General features: G+C 67.2%; 16 protein-coding genes. 4 read left to right on the forward strand and 12 right to left on the reverse strand.

Annotated elements, in window-relative coordinates:
- Window positions 1-4: 4 nt before the first annotated feature.
- Window positions 5-2,584, forward strand: coding sequence for an aminopeptidase N (pepN, locus tag AC5Y7E_RS17865; RefSeq protein WP_499950100.1), 2,580 nt, complete (start codon window positions 5-7; stop codon window positions 2,582-2,584).
- Between the two features lie 8 nt (window positions 2,585-2,592).
- Here pepN and AC5Y7E_RS17870 read toward each other — a convergent pair whose 3' ends face one another.
- The 3 genes from AC5Y7E_RS17870 to AC5Y7E_RS17880 form a co-directional block, all read right to left on the reverse strand.
- Complete coding sequence (locus tag AC5Y7E_RS17870; RefSeq protein ID WP_499950102.1) at window positions 2,593-3,060, reverse strand: DUF5130 domain-containing protein; 468 nt, start codon at window positions 3,058-3,060, stop codon at window positions 2,593-2,595.
- A complete protein-coding gene (gene ctaJ / locus AC5Y7E_RS17875) occupies window positions 3,047-3,283 on the reverse strand; it encodes an aa3-type cytochrome oxidase subunit CtaJ (protein WP_499950305.1) in 237 nt (78 codons plus the stop codon). The genes AC5Y7E_RS17870 and ctaJ overlap by 14 nt, the downstream gene beginning before the upstream one ends.
- Before the next feature lie 67 nt (window positions 3,284-3,350).
- A complete protein-coding gene (locus AC5Y7E_RS17880) occupies window positions 3,351-3,998 on the reverse strand; it encodes an HNH endonuclease (RefSeq protein ID WP_499950103.1) in 648 nt (215 codons plus the stop codon).
- Window positions 3,999-4,150: 152 nt separating this feature from the next.
- Here AC5Y7E_RS17880 and AC5Y7E_RS17885 point away from each other — a divergent pair, with 152 nt between their 5' ends.
- The 3 genes from AC5Y7E_RS17885 to AC5Y7E_RS17895 all read left to right on the forward strand — a co-directional run bounded on the left by AC5Y7E_RS17885 (window position 4,151) and on the right by AC5Y7E_RS17895 (window position 7,233).
- Window positions 4,151-4,537: a globin gene (locus AC5Y7E_RS17885; RefSeq protein WP_156745326.1), complete on the forward strand. Its 387-nt coding sequence runs from the start codon at window positions 4,151-4,153 to the stop codon at window positions 4,535-4,537.
- Window positions 4,538-4,562: 25 nt separating this feature from the next.
- A complete protein-coding gene (locus AC5Y7E_RS17890) occupies window positions 4,563-6,128 on the forward strand; it encodes a glycoside hydrolase family 13 protein (RefSeq protein WP_499950104.1) in 1,566 nt (521 codons plus the stop codon).
- An 88-nt stretch (window positions 6,129-6,216) separates the two neighbouring features.
- Complete coding sequence (locus tag AC5Y7E_RS17895) at window positions 6,217-7,233, forward strand: pyridine nucleotide-disulfide oxidoreductase (RefSeq protein ID WP_499950307.1); 1,017 nt, start codon at window positions 6,217-6,219, stop codon at window positions 7,231-7,233.
- A gap of 78 nt (window positions 7,234-7,311) precedes the next feature.
- Here the strand turns inward: AC5Y7E_RS17895 and AC5Y7E_RS17900 are convergent, their stop codons facing one another.
- From AC5Y7E_RS17900 to AC5Y7E_RS17940, 9 genes are all read right to left on the reverse strand, one after another.
- A complete protein-coding gene (locus tag AC5Y7E_RS17900) occupies window positions 7,312-7,938 on the reverse strand; it encodes a DUF8185 domain-containing protein (RefSeq protein ID WP_499950308.1) in 627 nt (208 codons plus the stop codon).
- A 32-nt stretch (window positions 7,939-7,970) separates the two neighbouring features.
- Window positions 7,971-8,384, reverse strand: coding sequence for an acyl-CoA thioesterase (locus AC5Y7E_RS17905; RefSeq protein WP_499915334.1), 414 nt, complete (start codon window positions 8,382-8,384; stop codon window positions 7,971-7,973).
- The gene (locus AC5Y7E_RS17910; RefSeq protein ID WP_499950105.1) at window positions 8,381-13,231 is read right to left on the reverse strand and encodes an NAD-glutamate dehydrogenase; all 4,851 of its coding nucleotides are present in this window, start codon (window positions 13,229-13,231) and stop codon (window positions 8,381-8,383) included. The genes AC5Y7E_RS17905 and AC5Y7E_RS17910 overlap by 4 nt, the downstream gene beginning before the upstream one ends.
- A gap of 78 nt (window positions 13,232-13,309) precedes the next feature.
- Window positions 13,310-14,986, reverse strand: a complete 1,677-nt coding sequence (gene ettA / locus AC5Y7E_RS17915) for an energy-dependent translational throttle protein EttA (protein WP_067357433.1) — start codon at window positions 14,984-14,986, stop codon at window positions 13,310-13,312.
- Window positions 14,987-15,062: 76 nt separating this feature from the next.
- Window positions 15,063-15,542: a single-stranded DNA-binding protein gene (locus AC5Y7E_RS17920; RefSeq protein ID WP_499950107.1), complete on the reverse strand. Its 480-nt coding sequence runs from the start codon at window positions 15,540-15,542 to the stop codon at window positions 15,063-15,065.
- A gap of 120 nt (window positions 15,543-15,662) precedes the next feature.
- Window positions 15,663-17,717, reverse strand: coding sequence for a bifunctional copper resistance protein CopD/cytochrome c oxidase assembly protein (locus AC5Y7E_RS17925; protein ID WP_499950109.1), 2,055 nt, complete (start codon window positions 17,715-17,717; stop codon window positions 15,663-15,665).
- A gap of 28 nt (window positions 17,718-17,745) precedes the next feature.
- On the reverse strand, window positions 17,746-20,100 hold the full coding sequence (locus AC5Y7E_RS17930) for a glycerol-3-phosphate 1-O-acyltransferase (protein WP_499950110.1): 2,355 nt from the start codon (window positions 20,098-20,100) through the stop codon (window positions 17,746-17,748).
- Window positions 20,097-21,929 (reverse strand): HAD-IB family hydrolase, encoded by a 1,833-nt coding sequence (locus tag AC5Y7E_RS17935; protein ID WP_499950111.1) that lies wholly within the window; start codon window positions 21,927-21,929, stop codon window positions 20,097-20,099. Before AC5Y7E_RS17935 ends, AC5Y7E_RS17930 begins: the two co-directional genes overlap by 4 nt.
- Entirely contained in the window at window positions 21,926-23,395 is a 1,470-nt protein-coding gene (locus AC5Y7E_RS17940) for a WS/DGAT/MGAT family O-acyltransferase (protein ID WP_499950113.1), read from the reverse strand. The genes AC5Y7E_RS17935 and AC5Y7E_RS17940 overlap by 4 nt, the downstream gene beginning before the upstream one ends.
- Between the last annotated feature and the right edge of the window lie 57 nt (window positions 23,396-23,452).

Consider the following 23,452-nt stretch of genomic DNA (forward strand, 5'->3'; position numbering starts at 1 on the left):
ACATGTGGCTCTCCCCAACCTCACCCGCGAACAAGCCGTCGAGCGCGCCGCCCTGATCACCGTCGCCAGCTACCAGATCGACCTCGATCTCACCGACGGCTCCGGCGCGCCCGGCGAACGGACCTTCCGCTCGGTCACCACCGTGGTGTTCGACGCGCTCGCCGGCGCCGACTCGGTCATCGACATCGCCGCCGACACCATCCGCAGCGCCACGCTCAACGGGCGCGATCTGGACGTCTCGGGCTACGACGAGTCGACGGGCATCCCGCTGCGCGGGCTGGCCGACCGCAACGTCGTCGTCGTCGATGCGGACTGCCGCTACTCCAACACCGGTGAGGGGCTGCATCGATTCGTCGACCCGGTCGACAACGAGACCTACCTGTACTCCCAGTTCGAAACGGCCGATGCCAAGCGCATGTTCGCGTGCTTCGACCAGCCGGACCTGAAGGCGACGTTCGACGTGCGGGTCACCGCGCCCACGCATTGGAAGGTGATCTCCAACGGCGAGACGGTGTCGGTGAACGACGGCCTGCACACCTTCGCGACCACCCCGCGGATGAGCACCTACCTGGTCGCCTTGATCGCAGGCCCCTACGCCGAGTGGAACGACACCTACACCGACGAGCACGGCGAGATCCCGCTGGGCATCTTCTGCCGGTCCTCGCTGGCCCAACACATGGACGCCGAGCGGCTGTTCACCCAGACCAAGCAGGGATTTGGCTTCTACCACAAGAACTTCGGCTTGCCCTACGCCTTCGGGAAATACGATCAGCTGTTCGTCCCCGAATTCAACGCCGGCGCGATGGAGAACGCGGGCGCGGTGACCTTCCTCGAGGACTACGTCTTTCGCAGCAAGGTCACCCGGGCCTCCTACGAGCGGCGCGCCGAGACCGTGCTGCACGAGATGGCGCACATGTGGTTCGGCGACCTGGTCACCATGACGTGGTGGGACGACCTGTGGCTGAACGAGTCGTTCGCCACCTTCGCATCGGTGCTGTGCCAAAGCGAGGCAACCGAATTCACCGAGGCGTGGACGACGTTCGCGACGGTCGAGAAGTCATGGGCCTACCGCCAGGATCAGTTGCCGTCGACGCACCCGATCGCCGCCGACATCCCCGACCTGGCCGCAGTCGAGGTGAACTTCGACGGCATCACCTATGCCAAGGGGGCGTCGGTGCTCAAGCAGCTCGTCGCCTACGTCGGGCTGGAGCACTTCCTGGCCGGGCTGCGCGATTACTTCCGCGCCCACGCCTTCGGCAACGCCACGTTCGACGATCTGGTCACCGCCTTGGAGCGGGCGTCGGGACGTGATCTGTCCGACTGGGGTCAGCAGTGGCTGAAGACGACCGGGCTGAACACGTTGCGGGCGGAGTTCGACGTCGACGACAACGCCGAGTTCACCCGGTTCGCGGTGACCCAGAGCGGGGCCGCCCCGGGTGCCGGCGAGACCCGGGTGCACCGGCTGGCGGTCGGGATCTACGACGACGACGGGACCGGCAAGCTGGTGCGGGTGCACCGCGAGGAACTCGACGTCGAGGGGCCCGTCACGGAAGTCTCTGGGCTGGTTGGCGTTTCGCGAGGCCGGCTGGTGCTGGTCAATGACGACGACCTGACCTATTGCTCGTTGCGACTGGACGCCGAGTCGCTGCGCACCGCGCTGGAGCGCATCGCCGACATCGCCGAGCCGCTGCCGCGGTCGCTGGTCTGGTCGGCGGCCTGGGAGATGACGCGCGAGGCCGAATTGCGCGCCCGCGACTTCGTGGCCCTGGTGATGGGCGGCGTGCACGCCGAGTCCGAAGTGGGTGTGGCACAGCGGTTGTTGCTGCAGGCGCAGACGGCCCTGACGTCATACGCGGAGCAGGGCTGGGCGCGCGAGCACGGCTGGCCGCGGTTCGCCGACCGGCTGCTGGAGCTGGCACGCGGCGCGCAGCCCGGCTCAGATCACCAGCTCGCCTTCGTCAACACGCTGTGCTCGTCGGTGCTGTCGGCCGGTCATGTTGCGACGCTGGCGAACCTGCTCGACCGCGACCCCGCCGAGTCGGGCCTGGCGGGCCTCGAGGTCGACACGGACCTGCGGTGGCGGATCGTCACGGCGCTGGCCACCGCGGGCGAGGTCGACGCCGACGGACCCGCGACACCGTTCATCGATGCCGAGATTCAGCGCGACCCGACCGCCGCCGGCAAGCGCCACGGCGCCCAGGCCGCGACGGCGCGGCCCCAGTTGCAGGTTAAGGACGCAGCCTGGACGACGGTGGTCGAGGACGACACCCTGGCGAACATCACCGCCCGATCGATCATCGCGGGCATCGCCCCGCCCGGGCAGGCCGAGTTGCTCAAGCCGTACACCGCGCGCTACTTCGAGGCGATCTCCGGAGTCTGGGCGCGCCGGTCCAGCGAAGTCGCCCAGACCGTCGTGATCGGCCTGTACCCGCACTGGGACATCAGCGACGACGGCGTCGCCGCCGCGGACAAGTTCCTGTCCGACCCACAGGTGCCGGCCCCGTTGCGACGCCTCGTGCTCGAGGGCCAGGCCGGGGTGAAGCGTTCGTTGCGGGCGCGCCGATTCGACGCGGGCGAGGACTGAGCCTTGAGTCAGGCGGGCGAAATCCCGGCGCTCAGCACGCGAATCGCGCTCACCAGGCCGTCGACCAGGTCGCCACGCTCGAACGCCGACGACGCGGCGGCGACACCCAGCGGTGCGGCCGACTCGGCGCCACGGCCGCGAACCTGCGACCCGTAGACCACCTCGATGACCTTCTGGTCGGGCGAGACGGCCAGGAGCACCGCGTTGTCCGGCGTCGGCACGTCGGCCAGGAGCTCGCGGGCTCGCGCGGCGGTGTCGCTGCCCAGGTCGCCCAGATAGATCGCGAAGCGCGTCTTGGATGCCCGAGAGCCGAACTTCAGCGCATCGTCCACGGCGACCAGGTCTTTGGTCGAAAACGGGAATCGCACCGACAGTTCGCCCGGCTCGGTGACGGCGGAGATCCGTCCGCTCGTGGTGATCACCGAGCCGTGGGGCAGCCCGGCGGGTTCCCTCGTCGCTACCTCACCACGTGCCACTGGCCCCACCTCCGACTGCGAATTCCGACGTGCCGTGCCCGTCATGCCCGCCGTGGACAACGCCGACGTCTTCGCCGGTGGCCGCCCACAGGATCGGCGGATGCGTCCACTTCTCGCCCAACTTGTAGGCCGCCGGGTGGGGCCCCTTGTGGGACCAGATCAGCGCCGACAGCAGGATCACCAACAGCAGCGGTATTCCGACGATGAACAGATGGACATGCATTGGGCTCACGACGCAAACCGTATCCCACGAAGTGATCTACCGGCGCGACCGGACACCCGATCGCCGATCAGGCGGCGCCCTCGTCCAGGTATCGGGCCCACGCCGGATCCAGTTCCTTGACCGTCGACAGCAGCCGCCAATGCTGCCCGGTCGGCGGCAGCGGCGGGCGGCGCAGTGCCCAGCCGAGCTCGCTGAGCAGCTTGTCGCCCTTGCGGTGGTTGCACGTCGAGCAGCACGCGACGCAGTTCTCCCAGGAATGGTCACCGCCGCGGCTGCGGGGCAGCACATGGTCGACGGTGTCCGCCTTCGCCCCGCAATAGGCGCAGCAGAACCGGTCGCGGTGCATCAGCGCGGCGCGGGTCATCGGGACGCGCGCCCGGTAAGGAACCCGAACGTAGGACCGCAGCTGGATCACCGAGGGCACCACGATCGAGCTGGTAGCCGAGTGGATGACGGGGCCGGCGGGATCGTGGTGTACCACGTCGGCCTTTCCGCAGATCACCATGACGATCGCGCGGCGCAGCGGCAGCGCCGTCAGCGGCTCATAGGTGGAATTCAGCAGCAGGACCCGCCGGCGACTCCACAGCGAAGCGCCCTCCGAGCGGACGGGCGGATGGATCTCAACACTATGCAGCGACGACGCGGTTGTGGGCCCGGTTGACCCTGCCGCGGCTACCTGACTGCGGTGCCTGCGGCGTCTGTTGCCCTGCGCCATAGATCCTCCGCGAACAGTCCACCATGATTCGCCGCCGATCGCACCCCTATTGCAGGTGACCGCCGTGTCGATCCGGTGAACACCAGGCATGGGGCCGGGCCGCCTCCGCTGGGTGCCGCGAGGATGCACCACAATGGACGGCGATGGATCAGGTGACAGAGTCCTTCTACGACGCGGTCGGCGGTGCCGAGACTTTCCACGCGATCGTGTCCCGCTTTTACGCCCAGGTTCCCGAAGACGAGATCCTGCGCGAGCTGTACCCGCTGGACGACCTCGAGGGCGCGGAGGAACGCTTGCGGATGTTCCTCGAGCAGTATTGGGGCGGCCCGCGCACCTACTCCGACCGCCGCGGACACCCCCGACTGCGGATGCGCCACGTGCCCTTCCGCATCACTCCCCTGGCGCGCGACGCGTGGCTGCGGTGCATGCACACCGCCGTCGCGTCGATCGATTCGCAGACGCTCGACGACGAGCACCGCCGCGAGTTGCTCAACTACCTGGAGATGGCCGCCGACTCGCTGGTCAATTCGCCCTTCTAGATGCCTCGCAACCGAACGGAGCAGCATGAGCCCCGCAGCATGGTGGTCGAACGCGGTCTTTTACCAGGTCTATCCGCGATCGTTCGCCGACAGCAACGGTGACGGCGTCGGCGACATCGACGGAATCGTCGCCCATCTGGATTACCTGGAGCGGCTCGGCATCGACGCGATCTGGCTCAGCCCGGTCACCGTCTCCCCGATGGCCGACCACGGCTATGACGTCGCCGACCCGCGCGACATCGACCCCCTGTTCGGCGGGATGCCCGCGATCGACCGGCTGATCGCGGCGGCGCACCGGCGGGGCATCAAGATCACCATGGACGTGGTGCCCAACCACACCAGCTCCGCGCACCCGTGGTTCCAGGCGGCGCTGGCCGCCGGCCCGGGTACCGGCGCGCGGGAGCGCTACCACTTCCGCGACGGCAAGGGGCCCGACGGGGCGCTGCCACCGAACAATTGGACGTCGGTGTTCGGCGGATCCGCCTGGACGCGGGTGGTCGAGCCGGACGGCAACCCTGGCCAGTACTACCTGCACCTCTTCGATGCCGAGCAGCCGGACCTGAATTGGGAGAATCCGGAGGTCTTCGAGGACTTCGCCACGTCGCTGCGGTTCTGGCTGGACCGGGGGGTGGACGGCTTCCGCATCGACGTGGCGCACGGGATGGCCAAGCCGCCCGGCCTGCCCGACGCCAAGGCCGACGTCAAGGTGCTGAGGCACACGGACGACGACCCGCGTTTCAACAATGCGGGTGTGCACGACATCCACCGCAAAATCCGCAAGGTCGTCGACGAGTACCCGGGGGCGGTGACGATCGGCGAGGTGTGGGTGATGGACAACCAGCTGTGGGCCGAGTACCTGCGGCCCGACGAACTGCACCTGGGCTTCAATTTCCGGTTGACCAAGGTCGGCTTCGACGCCGGCGAGATCCGTGACGCCATCGAGAACTCGCTCGCGGCCACCGCGATCTATGACGCCGTCCCGACCTGGACCTTGTCGAACCACGACGTGGAACGCGAGGTGACCCGTTACGGCGGCGGCGAGGTCGGGCTGCGCAGGGCTCGGGCCATGGCGTTGGCGATGCTCGCCCTGCCGGGCACGGTGTTCATCTACAACGGCGAAGAATTGGGCCTGCCCGACGTGCTGGATCTGCCCGAGGAGGTGCTGCAGGACCCGACCTGGGAACGGTCCGGACACACCGAGCGGGGCCGCGACAAGTCCCGGGTGCCGATGCCGTGGTCGGGTCAGGAGCCGCCGTTCGGGTTCTCGTCGTCGTCGCAGACGTGGTTGCCGATGCCCGCCCAATGGGCGGCACTGACCGTCGAGAAGCAGAGCGGCGATCCCGACTCGACCCTGTCGTTCTTCCAGCGGACGATCGAATTGCGAAAGCGCCGCGCGGAATTCGACGGCGACGGCGTCGAGTGGCTGGATGCGCCCGGCGACGTGGTGATCTTCCGGCGCCCCGGCGGGCTGGTCTGCGCGCTCAACGCCGGCGAATCGCCGGTGCCGCTGCCGCCCGGCGAGCTGATGCTGGCGAGCGCACCGCTGCTGGGCGGAAAACTGCCACCCGATTCCGCGGCCTGGCTGGCGTAGCCGGCCCGGGGTCACACCGCCGAATCGACGGTGAGCATTTCGCGGCGGACTGCTCTATATGTTGTGCATGGCTTCCTACGAGTGGACAGTGATCGGTGCCGGGCCGGCGGGCATCGCCGCGGTGGGAAGGCTGCTGGATCACGGAGTCGCGGGCGAACGGATCGCCTGGATCGATCCGGCCTTCGCCGGCGGCGACATCGGCCAGAAGTGGCGGTCTGTTTCCAGCAACACCCATGTCGCGCTCTTCCTCGAGTACTTCAACGGCTCCAAGGCCTTTCGGTTCTCCGAAGCACCGCCGATGCCGCTCAAGGAGATCGATCCACAAGAGACTTGTCCGCTCGGCCTGGTCGCCGAACCCCTGGTGTGGATCACCGAGCAGTTGCGTGAGCAGGTCGACGCCTTGACGACGACCGCCACCGCGCTGTTCTTGGCGAACAGGCAATGGCGGGTCGAGACCGAACAGCGCGACATCTTCGCCAAGAACGTGATCCTCGCCGTCGGCGCAGATCCCAAAAAGCTTTGCCACCCCGACCTCGAGGAGATACCCGTCCAGGTCGCCCTGGACCCCGACAGGCTGGCCGAAGAATCACTCGAAGGGGCGACGGTCGCCGTGTTCGGCTCGTCGCACTCGTCGATGATCGTGCTGCCGAACCTGCTGCGCCACCCCGTCAAACGCATCATCAATTTTTACCGAAGCCCCCTGAAATACGCTGTCTATCTGGACGATTGGATCCTGTTTGACGACACAGGGCTGAAGGGGCAGGCGGCCGTCTGGGCGCGCGAGAACATCGACGGGGCACTCCCCGACGGCCTCGAACGCTGCTGGGTATCGAGCCCGCAATTCGACGAGAAGCTGGCGCAGTGCGACCGCGTAATCTACACCGTCGGTTTCGAGCGCAGGAAGTTGCCCGAGACGCCGCAGTGGGGGCGGCTGGACTACAACCCCATCAACGGAATACTGGCCCCCGGCCTGTTCGGGGTGGGCATCGCGTTCCCCCAGTACGCCGAAGACCCCTACGGCTACGGGCAGTTTCGCGTGGGCCTGAAGAAATTCATGGACCATCTCGACGCCGTGCTGCCGCTGTGGCTGCGCTACGGCCCCTGAGCCGCGTGCTGAGCCCTGCCCGCATTCGGCTTAAACTCAGCGTGATCCGTTTGACAAATCGCTCACGCCCGGCTCGCGTCAGCGCAGCAGCAGCGCGGGATCGCCGCGGCGGCGATACACCGAACCGAACCGGGCGTCCAGGCGCAACCACGTCGGCAATATCCGGACCCGGATCAATTCGTCGGCGGCGACCGCATCGGGCGACTGCGGCAGAAAACCCATCGCGGTCAACGCGAACACGCAGCGCATAGGTAGCCCGACGCGCACGTCGGCCGAGCTCACCTGAACGACCTCCTGATCGAGCAGCGACACCGGCGGGCCATGAGAACCGCTGTGCTGCTTGGCGAGTTGGGCACCGCGTTGCGCCAAGTCCAGCATCACCCGGGCCGGTATGTCCTCGAGGTGGGTGAAGCCGGTTTCCGGCGGCAACGCACCGCGCCACGCCGAATCCATCGCGAAGCCGGGATCGACGTAACCCGAGGCGTCCATCGCGGAAAGGCCGCGCGCCAGCGCGTCCGCGCCCACCGACAGATCGCCGGGCCGCGCCTCGCCGACCACCACCCTGCTGGCCAGCACGTCGAAACCCGTTGCTACCCAGGCCGTCAGCAGCCCCGGGGATCGGGTTCGGAATCGGATGATCGCGGCATCATCGAGTCGCAGTGCGCGGTCGACGAACGCTGCCAGATCCCTGCGGTGGGCGTCCATGGCGTCGGCGCCCAGCCATAATCCTCGCTCGGCTACCTGATCCACCGTTGCAAGTACTCCCGATGTTGTGGCGAGAGGCGCACCAGTCGCTCCTCCTCGATATGCACGGCGGCCAGTTGCGACTCGGCGATGACGGCGGGCTTCGACTCCGGATCCGCGCCGACCGAGCGCACCTCGTAGCCCAGCGTGAAGTCGACCGCCCGCAACCGCTTGGTCCACATGGTCACCTGCAGCGGCGAATCCACCAGCCGCAGCTGGCCTTTGTAGGTCACCTTGACCTCGGCGATGAGCAACCCGATGGTCAGAATATCGACCTCGAACGCCTCTCGGAGGAACTGGACGCGCGCCTCCTCGAGGATCGTGACCATGGTGGCGTGGTTGACGTGCTGATACATGTCGATGTCCGACCAGCGCACTGGCACGGGCGCGACGAAGCCGACGCTCAACTTGATGATCCTCTTCCACTGGTGCGGGTCATGCGACGGATTTGCCGCGCGGCGACCGACAGTGTCGCGAGATCCCGGTTCCCGCTTTCCTGGATCTCGATCAGCGTTCGGCGGGCCCGCTCGACTCTGGAGGCACTCAGGTGCTCCCACTCGGCGATCTTCTCTTCACCACTTTCGTCCGGCTCCCCTACGGCCAGCACATCGAAGCACAGCGATCGCAGCGAAGCATAGATGTCGTCACGAATCGCCAAGCGCGCCAGGGAGTGCCAGCGGTCGCGTCGAGGCAGTTCGGATACCGCCGTCAGGAGCCCGTCGGTGCCGAGCCGGTCCATGAGCGCGAAGTAGGTATCGGCGACCTCGGCGGCGTCGATGTCGCTGATGTCGCCGATGTCGATGATGTCGAGCAGGCTGAAGCGGTAGAGCCCGGCGGCCACCGAATAGGCAAGGTCTTCTGGCGCGCCCTGGGAGGTGAATTCCGCGGCTTCCTTTTCGACGATGGCCTTGTCGTCACCGCGCAGCCACTCCGACATGCGCGGCGTCAGCGCCTGGACCTTGGCGGCGAACCGGTTGATCTCGGCGCCGACCGCCAGCGGCTGCGGACGGTAGTTGAGCAGCCAGCGCCCCGCCCGGTCGATCAGCCGCCGGGTGTCCAGCGTGAGCCGATCCGACAGTGCGACAGGAAGATTCGCCGCGCGGATGCGCCGCCATATCGCTCCCACCCCGAAGATGGCGTCGGTGGCGACATAGGTGCGCACCGCGTCGACCGACCCGACGCCGACGTCCTCGACGATCCGGAAGGCGTAGCTGATCCCGGCGGCGTCCACCAGGTCGTTGATCAGCATGGTGGTGACGATCTCGCGGCGCAGCTGATGCGCGCGGATCTCCGGAGTGAACCGCTCCCGCAAGGGTTTTGGGAAGTACAGCGGTAGTCGGGAGGCGAACACGTCCTGCTCGGTCAGCTCCGTCTCGAGCATCTCCTCCTTGAGACCCAGCTTCACGTGGGCCATCAGGGTGCACATCTCCGGTGAGGTGAGCCCGATGCCGGCCTCGGCGCGCCGCGCGATCTCCTTCTCCGAGGGCAGTGCTTCCAGGTCGCGGTGGATGCCGCGCTGGTCGACCAGGTACTGAATCATCATGGCGTGCACGGGCAGCAGGCTCGCCGCGTTCGCGCGGCTGGTGCCGATCAGGTCGTTCTGGTCTTCGTTGTCGGCGAGCACCAGCTGCGCGACCTCGTCGGTCATCGACTCCAGCAGCGGTTTTCGCTCCTCGGGTTCGACCTTGCCGGCGGTCACCAGGGAGTCGATCAGGATTTTGATGTTGACCTCGTGGTCCGAACAGTCCACACCGGCCGAATTGTCCATGGCGTCGGTGTTGATCCGGCCACCCGCCAAGTCGAACTCGACGCGACCCAGCGCGGTCACCCCCAGGTTGCCGCCTTCGCCGATCACCTTGGCGCGCAACTGGCTTCCGTTGACCCGGACCGGATCGTTGGCGCGGTCGCCGACGTCGGCGTCGGATTCGGACTCCGCCTTGATGTAGGTGCCGATGCCGCCATTGAAGAGCAGGTCCACCGGCGCCTGCAGAATCGCCTTGATCAGATTGGGCGGGGTCATCTCGGTGGCCCCCTCCTCCGGCCCCTCGATGCCCAACGCAGCGCGGGCCTGCGGGCTGACCGAAATCGCCTTGTGCTCACGGCTGTACACCCCGCCGCCCGCACTGATCAGCGACGCGTCGTAATCCTCCCAGCTGGACCGCGGCAGGTCGAACATCCGTTGGCGTTCCTCCCACGAACGCGCGGCGTCGGGGTCGGGATCCAGGAAGATGTGTCGGTGGTCGAAGGCGGCGAGCAGCCTGATGTGCTTGCTCAGCAGCATGCCGTTGCCGAAGACGTCGCCGCTCATGTCGCCGATGCCCACCACGGTGAAGTCCTCGGTCTGCGTGTCGACGTCCATCTCGCGGAAGTGCCGTTTGACGGCCTCCCAAGCACCCTTGGCGGTGATACCCATGGCCTTGTGGTCGTATCCGACCGACCCGCCGGAGGCGAACGCGTCACCCAGCCAGAATCCGTAGGACTTCGCGACATCGTTGGCGATGTCGGAGAAGGTGGCGGTGCCTTTGTCCGCCGCCACCACCAGGTATGCGTCGTCGCCGTCGCGCCGAATGACTTCCGTTGGGGGACTGACCTTCCCGGTCGCGTGGTCGACGTTGTCGGTGACATCGAGCAGGCCGGAGATGAACAGCTGGTAGCAGGCGACCCCCTCGGCGCGGCTGGCCTCGCGGTCGGCCGCGGCATCGCCGGTGGGCAGCGGGGGCCGCTTGAGGACGAATCCCCCCTTGGCGCCCACCGGCACGATGACGGCGTTCTTGACCGCTTGGGCTTTGACCAGGCCCAGGATTTCGGTGCGGAAGTCGTCGCGACGGTCAGACCAGCGCAGGCCGCCGCGGGCCACCGGCCCGAACCGCAGGTGCACGCCTTCGACCCTTGGCGAGTAGACGAAGATCTCGTATTTCGGGCGCGGCAGCGGTAGCTCGTCGACCAGCTGGGCGTCCAGCTTGATCGCCAGCACGTTGCGGGCCCGCGCCGAACCCTCCCTTGTGACAAAGTAATTGGTGCGCAACGTGGCCTGCACCAGCGATGCGAAGGCCCGCAGGATGCGATCGGTGTCCAGGCCCACCAGCGCGTCGATGTCTGCGGCGACCGCCCCGGCGGCGGCCTGCGCATCGCGGTTCGCCGACGAATCGGGGCTCGGGTCGAACAGCGCCTCGAACAGCGCGACCAGCGATCGTGCGGTCGAGGGGTGTTCGTTGAGCACCGACTCTATGTGGGACTGGCTGTAGGGAAAGTTCGCCTGCCGCAGATACTTTGCGTAGGCCCGCAACAGCACGACCTGCTGCCATTGCAGGCCCGCGCGCATCACCAACTCGTTGAACCGGTCGATCTCGAGGCGGCCCTGCCAGATCGCGGTGACCGCGTCGGCGAACCGCTCCGCCATCGCGTCGCGCTCTGCTTGCGTCGAGGCCAGCCGAACGGTGGGGTGCGGTGAGATTTTGAACTGATAGATCCACACCGGCAGGCCATCGGACCGGTTGACCGTGAACGGGCGCTCCTCGAGCACCACCACACCCATGCTCTGCAGCATCGGCAACAGCTGGCTCAGCGAGGCGGTGCGTCCCCCCATGAACCAGGTCAGCTGCGCGGTCCCGTCGTCGCCTTCGACGAACACCAGCTTGACCGAGTTGTCCTGCAGCCCATTGATGATGGCGATGTGGTCGATGGCATCGGCCGGGGTGACGGCTTGCTTGTAAACCTCGGGGAAGGCGGCCGCGTAGTACTCGGCGTCGGCGTGCCCCACCGAGCCGTCGGCGGCCGCGGCGACCAGCCGGTCGGTCCAGGTTCGCGCGGCTTCGCTCAGCAACGCCTGAATGCGGATCCGGTTGTCTTCGGAAACGTCGACCGGCGCCGAGTCGGGCGCATCGGAAGGCAGACGAACCATGAAATGCATTAGCGCCCAGGGTGATTCGCTGACCCGCGCGGTGAACTCCAATCGGGTGCCACCGAATTCGTGCACCAGGATGTCTTCGATCTGCAGCCGCACCGCCGTGGTGTAGCGATCGCGGGGCAGATACACCAGGCAGGAAACGAAATACTGCAGGCGGTCGGCGCGCAGAAAAAGCAACGCGTTTCGTTGCGGGCCCAGATCCACCACCGCCTTGGCCATCGTCAGCAGTCGTTCGGCGCTGAGCGTGAACAGCTCCGAGCGGGGAACGGTCTGGATGACGTCGAGCAGCAGCTGGCCCGGGTGTATCGGGTCGCTGTCGGCCATGGCCAGCGCTTCGCGGACCCGGCGCGAAATCGTCGGAATCTCTAGGACATCGGCGTTCATCGCGGCCACCGTGAACAGCCCGACGAAGCGGTGCTCGATCACGGCGCCGTCGACATATTCGCGAACCGCGATGGCGTACGGATAGGCGCCGTAGCGCAGGTAACTGCCCACCACGGACTGCGCCAACACCAGCATCCTGTCGTCGTCGGTCAGCCGGGGGCGCGAGCCGGTGCGGGTGCGCAGGACGCCGAGGCCGGGCGTCCCGTCGCCGGAGACCTGCCCGTCGTGCACGTGGCACCGCTGATAGCCCAGCAGCAGGAAGTTTCCGTTGACCAGCCACCGCAGCAGCGCGGCGACGTCGTCGCGGTCCGGCGCCGAGAAGTGGTCGTCGGCGTTGGCCTCGACTTGCGCGGCCAGATCGTTCAGCGCGGCGATCAAACTCGCCGCGTCGCTGGCGACCTGTTGAACGTCGGACAGCACCTTGGGCAGCAGCCGTTCGACCTCGTTGAGCCCCTTGCTGTCGACCGACGGCAGCAGCTGCACGTGTATCCACGCCTCGCCGGCGTACTGCGATGCGCCTTCCGCTTTCGCCTCGACGCGCAGCAGGTCCCCCTCGGGGCTGCGCTTGACTTCGAACACCGGCGTCATGATGGCCGTGTACGGCACCCCGAGCCGGTGTAGCAACACGGTCACGGAGTCCATCAGCATGCCGCCGTGATCGGTGACCACTTGCAGGGCGGGGCCGAACCCGGCTGGGTCTTCCGCGGAGTACACCGCGACGCGGCTTTCGCCGTCGGGGCGGTGCAGGCCGAGTCGATAGTGCGCGCTCAGCATGGCCGGGGTCACGATGGCCGTCGGCACGGTCAGGTCGATGGGCCTGGTTTCCGCGCCCCCCGGCTCGTCGCTATGCGGACCCCGATAGCTCTCTACGTAGGCTTTCGAGATCCACTCAGGAATGTCCTGTTGCTTGCTGAAGCTGGTCCACGGCTCGAGACCTTGTCGGGCTCCGGGATCGATCGTCATGCCGATAGCTCCCAACTCACGACGGTTGTCAGTGCGCTCTGTCGCCCCGTTCCGTGGCACTGCGGGGCAGAGCTGACACTAGTCGCGCGTCAGCTTGCGGTGGGTCACTCTGTGCGGCCGTGCCGCTTCGGCTCCGAGTCGCTCGATTTTGTTCTCCTCGTAGGCGCCGAAGTTGCCCTCGAACCAGAACCACTTGGCCTCGTTGTCGTCGTCACCCTCCCAAGCCAGGATGTGGGTGCAGGTGCGGTCCAGGAACCATCGGTCGTGCGAAATCACCACCGCGCAGCCGGGAAATTGCTCGAGGGCGTTCTCCAGGGAACTCAGCGTTTCGACGTCGAGATCGTTGGTGGGCTCGTCCAGCAGGATGAGGTTTCCGCCCTGCTTGAGGGTCAGCGCGAGGTTGAGCCTGTTGCGCTCGCCACCGGAGAGCACGCCGGCCGGCTTCTGCTGGTCTGGGCCCTTGAACCCGAACGCCGACACGTAGGCCCGCGACGGCACTTCGGTCTGGCCGACGACGATGTGATCCAGCCCGTCGGAGACGACTTCCCACACCGTCTTCTTGGGATCGATTCCGGCGCGGGTCTGGTCGACGTAACTGAGCTTGACGGTCTCGCCGACCTTGACCGTGCCGCTGTCCGGCTGCTCGAGGCCCACGATGGTTTTGAACAGCGTGGTCTTACCGACCCCGTTGGGCCCGATGACACCGACGATGCCGTTGCGCGGCAACGTGAACGAGAGGTCCTTGATCAGGGTGCGGCCGTCGTAGCCCTTGTCGAGATGGTCGACCTCGACCACGACGTTGCCCAGCCGCGGACCGACCGGGATCTGAATCTCCTCGAAGTCGAGCTTGCGCGTCTTCTCGGCCTCGGCGGCCATCTCCTCATAGCGCTGCAGCCGCGCCTTGCTCTTGGCCTGACGCGCCTTGGCCCCGGAGCGCACCCACGCCAGCTCCTCCGTCAACCGCTTCTGCAGCTTGGCGTCCTTGCGCCCCTGCACCGCAAGCCGCTCGGCCTTCTTCTCCAGGTAGGTGGAGTAGTTGCCTTCGTACGGGTAGGCGCGGCCGCGGTCCAGTTCCAGGATCCATTCGGCGACGTTGTCGAGGAAGTACCGGTCGTGGGTGACCGCCAGGATCGCGCCCGCGTAGGAGGCGAGGTGCTGCTCGAGCCATTGCACGCTCTCGGCGTCCAGGTGGTTGGTCGGCTCGTCGAGGAGCAGCAAGTCGGGCTTGGACAGCAGCAATTTGCACAGCGCGACGCGGCGACGTTCACCACCGGACAGGTTGGTCACCGGCTCGTCGGGCGGCGGGCAGCGCAGCGCGTCCATGGCCTGCTCCAGCTGCGAATCGAGGTCCCACGCGTCGGCATGGTCGAGTTCCTCTTGCAGCCGGCCCATCTCCTCCATCAACTCGTCGGAGTAGTCGGTGGCCATCAACTCGGCGACCTCGTTGAAGCGGTCGAGCTTGACCTTGATCTCGCCCAGACCTTCTTCGACGTTGCCGCGAACGGTCTTCTCCTCGTTCAGCGGGGGCTCCTGCAGCAGGATCCCGACGGTCGCGTCGTTGGCCAGGAAGGCGTCGCCGTTGTTGGGCTTGTCCAGGCCCGCCATGATCCGCAAGACGCTCGACTTGCCGGCGCCGTTGGGGCCAACGACACCGATCTTGGCGCCTGGATAGAAGCTCAACGTGACGTCGTCCAGGATCACCTTGTCGCCGTGCGCCTTGCGGACCTTTTTCATCGTGTAGATGAACTCAGCCATGCCGCGGTTATGCCTTTCTGGTCGGCAGTGATCTCGCGGACCATCCTAGGCATCGCGCGGCAGCCGCGGCCCGCCGCTAAGCGGTCAGCGGCAGTGGGCCGGTGTCAGCTGACTCGACGTCATCGGCATCAGCGTCCTCACCAGCGGCGTCGTGCTCATCCGACGCCGGTGCGATGGCCTCCGTGGGCGTCGGACCGGTGTAGCCCGGGCGCTCGATGCGCACAATCGCACGGGACACGTCGGGCCCGACAGAGGTGGCGCGCATTTCCAGCGACGACCGGCGGTTGCCGTCGCGGTCCTCGTATTCGCTGGTGTACACGTGGCCCACCACGATCACCGGCGCGCCCTTGCCGAGCGCGGCACCCACGCCGGTGACCAACCTGCCCCAGCAATTGACGTTGATGAAGAGCGAATTGCCGGGCTCCCAACCGCCGTCGGCCGTGCGGCGCCGGGAATTGCTGGCGACGCGAAACTTGATGACCTCCTGGGTGCCGACCTGTCGACGCTCGGGGTTGTTGACGATGTGACCGACGACGGTAAGCGAAGTTTCGAACATGGGCTGATCCCTTCTCGATTGCATTGGCTATGGCCGCCATTTAGCGCGGCGCCACCGACGAACGCCGCGGGAAACGGCCCGGAGATCGGCCGTAGCTGTGGACGAAAGCGGGACTGTGGATCAGTCGGGGTCGGCCGCGCCGGACGGCTTGGGCTTCTCGCCCTGCGCCAGCTGCGCAAGCATCGCGTTGTAGGCCACCAGCTCGGCGTCGTCGTCACGCTCGGCGGCCCGGTCCAATCGTGTTGCGGTGCGGCGATCGCTGCGCGCCCACTGAATGAGCAGCGCGAGCATGACGATCACCAGCGGGAATTCCCCCGCCGCCCAGGCGATGCCCCCGCCCAGGCGCTGATCGCCCAGCAGATCGGTGTGCCAACTCAGGCCGAGCGAGCGGTAATAGTCGGCGCCGAGCACCTTCTTGGTGCCCATCAGCACCACCCCGAAAAAGGCGTGCAGCGGCAGCGATGCGAACACCACGGCCACCTTCGCCAGCGGCGGGATCGGCCGCGGCGTGGGATCCACCCCGATCACCACCCAATAGAACAGGTAGCCGCTGAGCAAAAAATGCATGTTCATGGCCAGATGCCCGGCGTGGCTGCTCGCGGTGGTGTCGAAAAGGTTCGACAGATACAGCCCGTAGAACCCGGCGACGAACAGCACGGTGGCCACCACCGGATTGGTGAGGAACCGAGAGAAGCGGCTATGCAGCGCGGCCAACAGCCACTCCCGCATGCCCGGCGGATCGTCTCGGCCGGCGGCGGGCAGCGCCCGCAAGGCCAGGGTGACGGGGGCGCCGAGCACCAGCAGGATCGGGATCAGCATCGACAGGCACATGTGGACCACCATGTGCATGCTGAACATCGCCGGCATATAGCGCCCAACGCCCGACGACGTGGCGAACAGCAACACCAGGCAGCCGAGCAGCCAAGAGGAGGTGCGCCCCGGGGGCCAGGTGTCGCCGCGGCGGCGCAACCGCACCAGGGCGGCCACGTAGAGGGCGGCGAACACGATGGCCGCCGAACCGAAGATCAGGTCGAAGCGCCAATCGAACAGGATGCGCGCCACGGTCGGTGGCCCGTCGAAGTCGTAACCGATCTCGGCTTCGGGAATCGACGGCAGCCGCGCCGGCGGTGGCGGCGGGGGGGTGCGACCCAGGCCGACGGCGATACCGAACGTGAGGCCGAAAACAGCGGCCTCGATCAACGTCAGCCTCAGCAACGCGCCGCGCCCGTGACTCGGATCCGTTTGCAGCGCAGCCACACTCACGCGCCGCTGACGCCAGCCGAGCCCGCCCAGCAGGCACAACGCGACGAACTTGGCGATCACCAGCCGCCCGTACTCGGTGCTGAGCAGGTCAGAAGGCTGCACCCGGACCAGGGCGTTGACCAGGCCACTCACCGCCATCGCGACCCAACACCACAGCGCGATCATCGAGAAACGCCGGGCGGCCAGCCCCAGGTGATCGCCGCCACGCAACGCGTGCGCAAGCAGGGCGAGCAGGCCACCGGCCCACAGGCTGGCGGCGACGAGGTGGATCAGCAGGCCATTGGTGGCCAGGTCGTGCGAACCGCCGGCCGACGAGTGACCGGTCAACCCCAGCGGAATCAACGTCGTCACCGAGGCGGCGACCAGGACCGGCGTCCACGACCAGCGCAGCACCGACAGGCTCGCCAACGTGATCACCGCGGCCAAGACCGCGGTCCAGCGCCAGGCCGAGGCGTTGGTGACCAGACCCGCCAACGACCACATCCGCATCGCGGGAATGTCGGCGACGGGATGTCCGGACACGTCGGAGATGGTCAGCGGGACCAGGAGGGCGGCACACACCGCCCAAACCCCCGAGGCCACCGTCCCTAGCCGAAGGGCCCGATACCCGCCGGCGTCCAGGACACCGTTGCGTTGCGGGGGCACCAGAAATGCGGCGAACAGAAACGCGCCGACCGCGAGTACCGCGGCGATCTCACCCGCCGCCCGGACGAAGGGCAGCCCCAGCGTGGTCACCTGGCCCGGATCGGGTAGGCCCGTCGCGGTCAGCGCGCTGGCCAAGGAGAGCGTCCCGATGCCGGCGGCCGTGCAGCCCGCCAGCGCGGCCACCCCGACCAGCACCGGCCACACCGGCGTGCGGCGCCGGGCAGCGGCCTCGGTCGGCGCCGTGCCGGCCGGCGGGGCGACGGTCATAGGTACAGGGTATGGGCGGGCCCGCCGGCTACAGTGCCTGGCTGTTCAGCAGGTCCCGGCGGGCCTTTTCCTCCCGGGCCACGAACTGATCGCGCGCGATCTGTCCGACGTAGTTGAAGTCATGCAGGATGTCGCGCAGTTCCTTCAGGAAGGCGCCTCGCCTTAACGCCAGGTCTGCGCCGGGCGCGATCAAGTCCTGGTCCTCGACAACCTGGCGGGCAGTGGCGAACAACAGCGTCGAGACCGATTCGCTGCTGCGGACCCGGGTCTGCGCCACATACTGCCGCCCGACGCCCAGCGCCAAGTCGGTCAGTTCCTTGTGTCCGATGTCCGCCGGTGCGTCGCACAGCACATCGGCGACGATCTCATAGGCCTCGAAGAACACCCGCAGCATCGCTTCGGCCATCAGCGGACGCTTCGCGAACAACAGCGCGCGAATCTCGTCACCCCCGGCGGCGACGTGAGCTTCCCAATTGTTGTGCCACGCCATCTCTTCGGCGATGTTGTCCCGGAACGTCGTCGAATCCGCGAAATAGAAGTCGAACTTCAGCAGATCGCGCAACCGCATCGCCTGGGCCCAGAAGGCCCCCATGCGGTCGCCGCCGGCGTGGCGGGCGTGTGCCAGCGCCAGCTCGACGATCGACGTCTCCAGGAAGGCGTGGATCACCGAGTTGCGGTAGAAGGCCGCGGTGTGCTGTTCTTCGGGCGCGATGCGCCACACCGGTTCTCGCCCGCCGTCGACCCGGGTGATGGGGTGCCCGTGGGAGAGCGCATCGACCGCCGCGCGCACCCCGTCGTGCGTGCGCAGCCGCAACGCGCTGGTGGACATCGGGTCTTGTTTGCGTTCCAGGTAATCCAGCGAGTCCTGCAGGGTGTGGTGCAGCTGGCCGAGCGTCAACGCCGCACCCCGGGTCGTCAGCAGCAATGCGCAGACCAGGCCCGTTGCCGTCACCGGGGTCGCCTGCAGAATCCGCCAGGCGACCTCGAACGACATCTTCTGCAGCGCAAGACGTTTGGCGTCCGAATCGTGGGACAGCGGGCCGTTCGGAGCGCCTAGGTACTCCCGCATCGACACCGCTTCCGGGAAGCGGACGTAGATCTTGCCGTAGTTGCGTTCACCCTGGGCGCGGATGAAGTTGTACAACCAGCCCACGCCTTCGGGCGTCTTCTCACCGCCGCGGGCGTACGCTGCGTATTCGGCGGTCTCGTGCAGCTGGTCGAAGCTGATCGAAACCGGTTGCAGCAGAATATCTTCGCTGCGGCCGTCCAGGTAGGCGTCGGCGACGTAGGCCAGCAGGCCAAGCTTGGGCGGCAGCATCTTTCCGGTTCGCGAGCGGGTGCCCTCGATGGACCAGCTCAGATTGAACCGCTTCTCGACGATGTAACCGACGTACTCGCGCAGCACGTACTTGTAGAGCTGGTCATTGCCGATGTTGCGGCGGATGAAGATGACACCCGAACGCCGTAGCAACGGTCCCATGGCGCCGAACGACAAGTTGATGCCTGCGAACACGTGCACCGGCGGTAATCGGTTCTCCTGCATGGCGACCGGCACCACCGCGCCGTCGATGTAGGAGCGGTGGGAGAACAACAGCACCGCCGGGTGCGCTTCCAGGCCGGCCCGCATCGCCGCGACCTGATAACCGTCGTAGTCGATCTCGGGATCGAACCCGCGGCTGAGCATCCTGCCGAGAACCCCGACGAGGTCGACCGATGCCCTGCTCCACCCGGTGGCGAGTTCGTCGAGCATCTTTCCGGCTTCATCGACGGTCGCACCGGGGATTTTGGCCAGCCCGGCGCGAAACCGGTTGGAGGCCAAGATCTCCGGCTTCACCAACCGCGGCGACTTGTACTGCGGTCCGAGGATCCGGTACTCGACGCGTTCCATCGCCAAGATGGCGCGGCGGATCACGAATTGGGCGAAGTCGTTCTTGTCTTCTCCCACCGTGGTGTCGCGCCACTGCCGGCGCAGTTCGGAGACGGTGGCCGCCTCACCGGCCACCACCCGTGCGCGCTGTGGAGCGGTCCGCACGATCTGTTCTTGCTGACGGTGGTTGGGCTGATAGGGATCCCGGTTGGGAAGCAGCCCGACCAGCTTGGCGAAACGGCCGCGATCCGGCTCCGGCAGCCAGAACACTCGCACCGGCACGATCGAACGGTCCTGGCCGGATTCGAGCTCTTCGGCCAGGGCCGTCATCGCTTCCGGCGGCGCGTCGAGCGCAGGCAGCTTCACCAAGCCGAAATCCGCTCCCGGATGGTCGGTCCGCTGGTGATCCAGCCACGCCGTCACCAGTTCCATCTCGACCGCCGAGGCCATCGACGCCAATACCAGCGAGTCTCTTCCGGTAAGAACAGCGCTGCTGTCTGCAGCCGGTTCGGTCACGGATGCCCTCGAGGCGGCGAATCCGGTGGCTCGGCGTTGACGGCCGCCTCGGCGGCGGGTCGTTGCGCCTCGCCGTCTCTGAGCGCGGCCTGGGATTCGTGCGGATTTGCCTTGGGCGGCTTGGCTTTCGGTGCGGCTTTCTTCGCGGGCGTCTTCTTGGCCGCCGCCTTCTTCGCCGCTGCTTTCTTCGCCCCCGCCTTCTTGCCCGGCGCCTTCTTGGCGGGTGCCTCCTTGGCGGGCGCCTTCTTGGCCGGCGCTTTCTTAGCCGGTGCCTTGGCGGGCCGGCTCCGCGCCTTGTCTGCCGCCTTGTTCTCGGCGTACAGATCCACCTCGGGAAGTTCGTCGACGGGCCAGTCGGCGAGCGTGTCCAGGTAGAGCTGGCGGATCTCGGCGATGCGCTCCGGCAGCGTATCGAGCGTCCAGTCCTGCACCGAGAGTGGCGGAAAGACGGCGACGTCGACGGTCCCGGGGTTGATGACGGTCGAGTTCCGGGCGGCCACCAGCTCGGCGTTGCGGATCACGATGGGGACGATCGGGACGCCCGCGGCCATCGCAATCCGAAACGGCCCCTTCTTGAACGGGCCGACCTCGGTTGTGTCGACCCGGGTGCCCTCCGGGGCGATCACGATCGAAAGTCCCCTGCGCGCACGGTCTTCGACCTCGTGCAACATCTCCACCGCGGCGGCCTGATCATCACGGTCGATGAACACGCCATCGAGGAGCCTGCCGAGCGTGCCCATGACGGGGTCTTTTTGCAGCTCCTTCTTGCCTACACCGACCCAGTTGTCGCGCACCAGCGCGCCGGTGATGACTGGGTCAACCTGGTTGCGGTGGTTGAAGATAAAGACCGCCGGCCGTTGCGCGGTGAGATTCTCCTCGCCGATGACGTTGAGATGCACACCGGCGATCGCCAGCGAAAGCTGGGAGAAATTGGAGGTGAAGAAGTTGACGCCGCGACGCCGATTCCGGGTCAGCACACCGACGCCCACCGCACCCGCGGCGACCGGGAACATCGAGCCGAAGCCGGCGAGGGTCCGCAGCTGCCGCCGCAGGCCCACGGGGCCGCGGCTGCTGAACCGCAGGATGGGCCAGCCACGGCGCTTGGCCACCGCGGCCATCTTGCCTTCAGGGTTCGTCGGGCGCGGATTGCCGACCAGGTACATCAGGGCGACGTCCTCGTCACCGTCGGCGTAAAAATAGCTGTCTTTGAGGTCGATGTCGTGCTCGGCTGCAAAGCGTTGCACCGCAGCGGCTTTGCCCGGACCCCACAAGATCGGCTTCTCGACGCCACCGGTGAGCATGCCGTCTTCGGTGGTCTCGAACTTGTTGGTGAGCATGTTGGGAATGCCGAGGAAACGCGCGACCGGGTTTACCTGGATGGTCAGCGCCGACGAGCTGAGCACGACGGTGTGACCACGAGCCATGTGAGCGCGCACCAGCTCGCGCATCTCCGGGTAGATCCGCGACTCGATCCGCTGAACGAACATCCGCTCGCCGATCTCTTCCAAGTCGTCGAGCAGTCGCCCGGTCAGCGCGCCGGCGGCCTTGCCGATGAGGTCTTCGAATTCGATGCGGCCGAGCGTGTGGCTCAGGCCGGCCTGCACCATGCCGAGCAGCTCCCCCACACCCATGTCGCGGCGCAGCAGCCGCTCCTGGGTCAAGATGATCGCAGTGAACCCGGCGACCAACGTGCCGTCCAGGTCGAAGAAGGCACCGATCTTGGCGCCCGCGGGGCTGGCCATGATCTCGGCCACCGAGCCGGGCAACCGCATCTCCTGCCCGGCGTTTTGCGTTGCGCGGTCGTCGGGCTGCTCCGTCGAGCCGCTCATGAGCCCGCCGCCGATCGCGCGGACACGGCCGGCTCGGTGAACGAGGCGGGCACCGCCCGGGGCGGTGGATCACCGGCCAGCGCCAGGATCTCGTCGAAACCTTCGAGCAGGCATTGGGCGAACAGCGCCTCGTTTTTCACCGAGGCCCTGTCGTAGCGCACCGTGATGGTGCACCACCCACCGCGCGAAATCAGCACCACCATCATCGCCACACCGGGCAGCGGACCGATCCCGTACTGCCGCAACACTTTTGCGCCGGCAATGTACGTGTCGCCGGGGAAGACCGGTACGTTGCTGGCCTGCACATCGGATCCGATCACCGAGCCGGTGATCCCTTCGAGCACCGCGGTCGGCAAGACGCTGAGTACCGGGGCAATCGAGCCGATGATGTTCATCGCGGGCTCGTCGCGGCGCTGCGTCATCTGAGCACGGATCTTCTTCATTCGCGACACGGGGTCGGCGGTACCGATCGGCGCCGCCAGGTTGACACCGGTGAATCGGTTGCCGCCGGCCCCGTCCGCTTCGGCCCGCAGGTTGACCGGCACGGCCATCGGCAACGTGCTGATCGGCACGCCGAACGCCTGGTGGTAGCGGCGCAAGGCGCCGCACAGTCCGGCGAGGTAAGCGTCGTTGATCGACCCGCCACCGGCCTTTGCGGCCTTGTGCAGGTCGGCGAGCGGGATATCGATCGCCTCGCTGCGGGTGGCGAGGCTGCGGCGCCGCAGCAGCGGCGAGGGCTCTGCGGCCCGGTTGAGCACCCGCATGCCCGACATGGCGTAGCCGACGATCCCCGAAACGGTGGCCGTCGGCTCCAGCACCGCCCGCCCGGCCGCCGATACCGCACCCGACAGCGCGTTCATGACGCCGCCGACCACGGCGAAGGGCAGGTGGTTAATGCCCTGGCGCATAAGGTCATTGGATGTCAGATCCTGCGGTACGGGCAGCGGCAGCGTCGGCTTGGCCGGCGGATTGCGCTCGAGGTCATAGATCTCGGCGAACATCTGGACCCCGCCCACACCGTCGGTGACGGCGTGGCTGACATGCAATAGCGCCGCGGCCTTGCCGTCGGCCAGACCGTCGACCAGGGTGGCCGTCCACAGCGGCCGCGAAATGTCCATCGGCGACTGCAGGATGAGCTCGGCGAGGTCGAATACCTCACGCAGCGTGCCGGGTTCGGATATCCGCACCCGACGCACGTGGAAATCCAGGTTGAAATCGGGATCGACCACCCAGCGCGGCGCCGCCGTCGGCAGGGACGGTACGACCACCTTTTGCCGCAGCCGCAGCACCCGTCGCGATGCGTTTTCGAATCGGGTTCGGAACTGTTCCCAGTCCGGCGTGGTGTCCAGTAGCTCGAGCGCCATGATCCCCGAGCGGGTGCGAGGGTTCGCCTCTCCCCTGTGCAGTAAGTAGTCGACCGGCCCGAGCTCGTCGGACAACTTCATCGCCTCGACGGGCTCAGCCATGGTCACCAGTTCGACGCGCCAACCTTGTCACCGTCGAAGCCTCCTGCCTTGGACCCG

The sequence above is a fragment of the Mycobacterium sp. NGS17 genome (genome assembly GCF_059813205.1).

Coding starts and splice junctions, on each gene's coding strand:
- ctaJ (WP_499950305.1), bottom strand. CDS start 3,283: ATGCATGTCCATCTGTTCATCGTCGGAATACCGCTGCTGTTGGTGATC.
- AC5Y7E_RS17880 (WP_499950103.1), bottom strand. CDS start 3,998: ATGGCGCAGGGCAACAGACGCCGCAGGCACCGCAGTCAGGTAGCCGCG.
- AC5Y7E_RS17890 (WP_499950104.1), top strand. CDS start 4,563: ATGAGCCCCGCAGCATGGTGGTCGAACGCGGTCTTTTACCAGGTCTAT.
- AC5Y7E_RS17900 (WP_499950308.1), bottom strand. CDS start 7,938: ATGGACGCCCACCGCAGGGATCTGGCAGCGTTCGTCGACCGCGCACTG.
- AC5Y7E_RS17910 (WP_499950105.1), bottom strand. CDS start 13,231: ATGACGATCGATCCCGGAGCCCGACAAGGTCTCGAGCCGTGGACCAGC.
- ettA (WP_067357433.1), bottom strand. CDS start 14,986: ATGGCTGAGTTCATCTACACGATGAAAAAGGTCCGCAAGGCGCACGGC.
- AC5Y7E_RS17920 (WP_499950107.1), bottom strand. CDS start 15,542: ATGTTCGAAACTTCGCTTACCGTCGTCGGTCACATCGTCAACAACCCC.
- AC5Y7E_RS17925 (WP_499950109.1), bottom strand. CDS start 17,717: ATGACCGTCGCCCCGCCGGCCGGCACGGCGCCGACCGAGGCCGCTGCC.
- AC5Y7E_RS17935 (WP_499950111.1), bottom strand. CDS start 21,929: ATGAGCGGCTCGACGGAGCAGCCCGACGACCGCGCAACGCAAAACGCC.
- AC5Y7E_RS17940 (WP_499950113.1), bottom strand. CDS start 23,395: ATGGCTGAGCCCGTCGAGGCGATGAAGTTGTCCGACGAGCTCGGGCCG.